Here is a 256-nt window from a genome sequence, read left to right on the forward strand (position 1 = left end):
GATAGAGGGGAAGTGAGTGAATTTTCCCCTTATCTCGGCATGACCCCTCGTGCGCATGCCTTGGTCGATAACGATGGCCCCTTGCGCATTGACAGTGACCCCCGCCGCGTCCAGCGCGAGGCTGCGCGTATTCGGTGCCCGACCGGTGGCAACCAGCAACTTGTCAGCGCGCAATTCACCGTGTCCGGTGGTCAGCACGAATTCGCCGTTCACATGGGCGACCTGGCTGGCTTGCGTGTGCTCCAGCACCTCGATG

At 61.7% G+C, this 256-nt stretch carries 1 protein-coding gene; it reads right to left on the reverse strand.

All coding sequences use genetic code 11. The features are described from left to right. Positions 1–256: FAD-dependent oxidoreductase (locus J5474_RS22595; protein ID WP_209364267.1), on the reverse strand; the 256-nt coding region annotated here is incomplete at both ends.

Origin of the sequence: Sagittula salina (genome assembly GCF_017813235.1) — a bacterium.
GTDB lineage: Bacteria > Pseudomonadota > Alphaproteobacteria > Rhodobacterales > Rhodobacteraceae > Sagittula > Sagittula salina.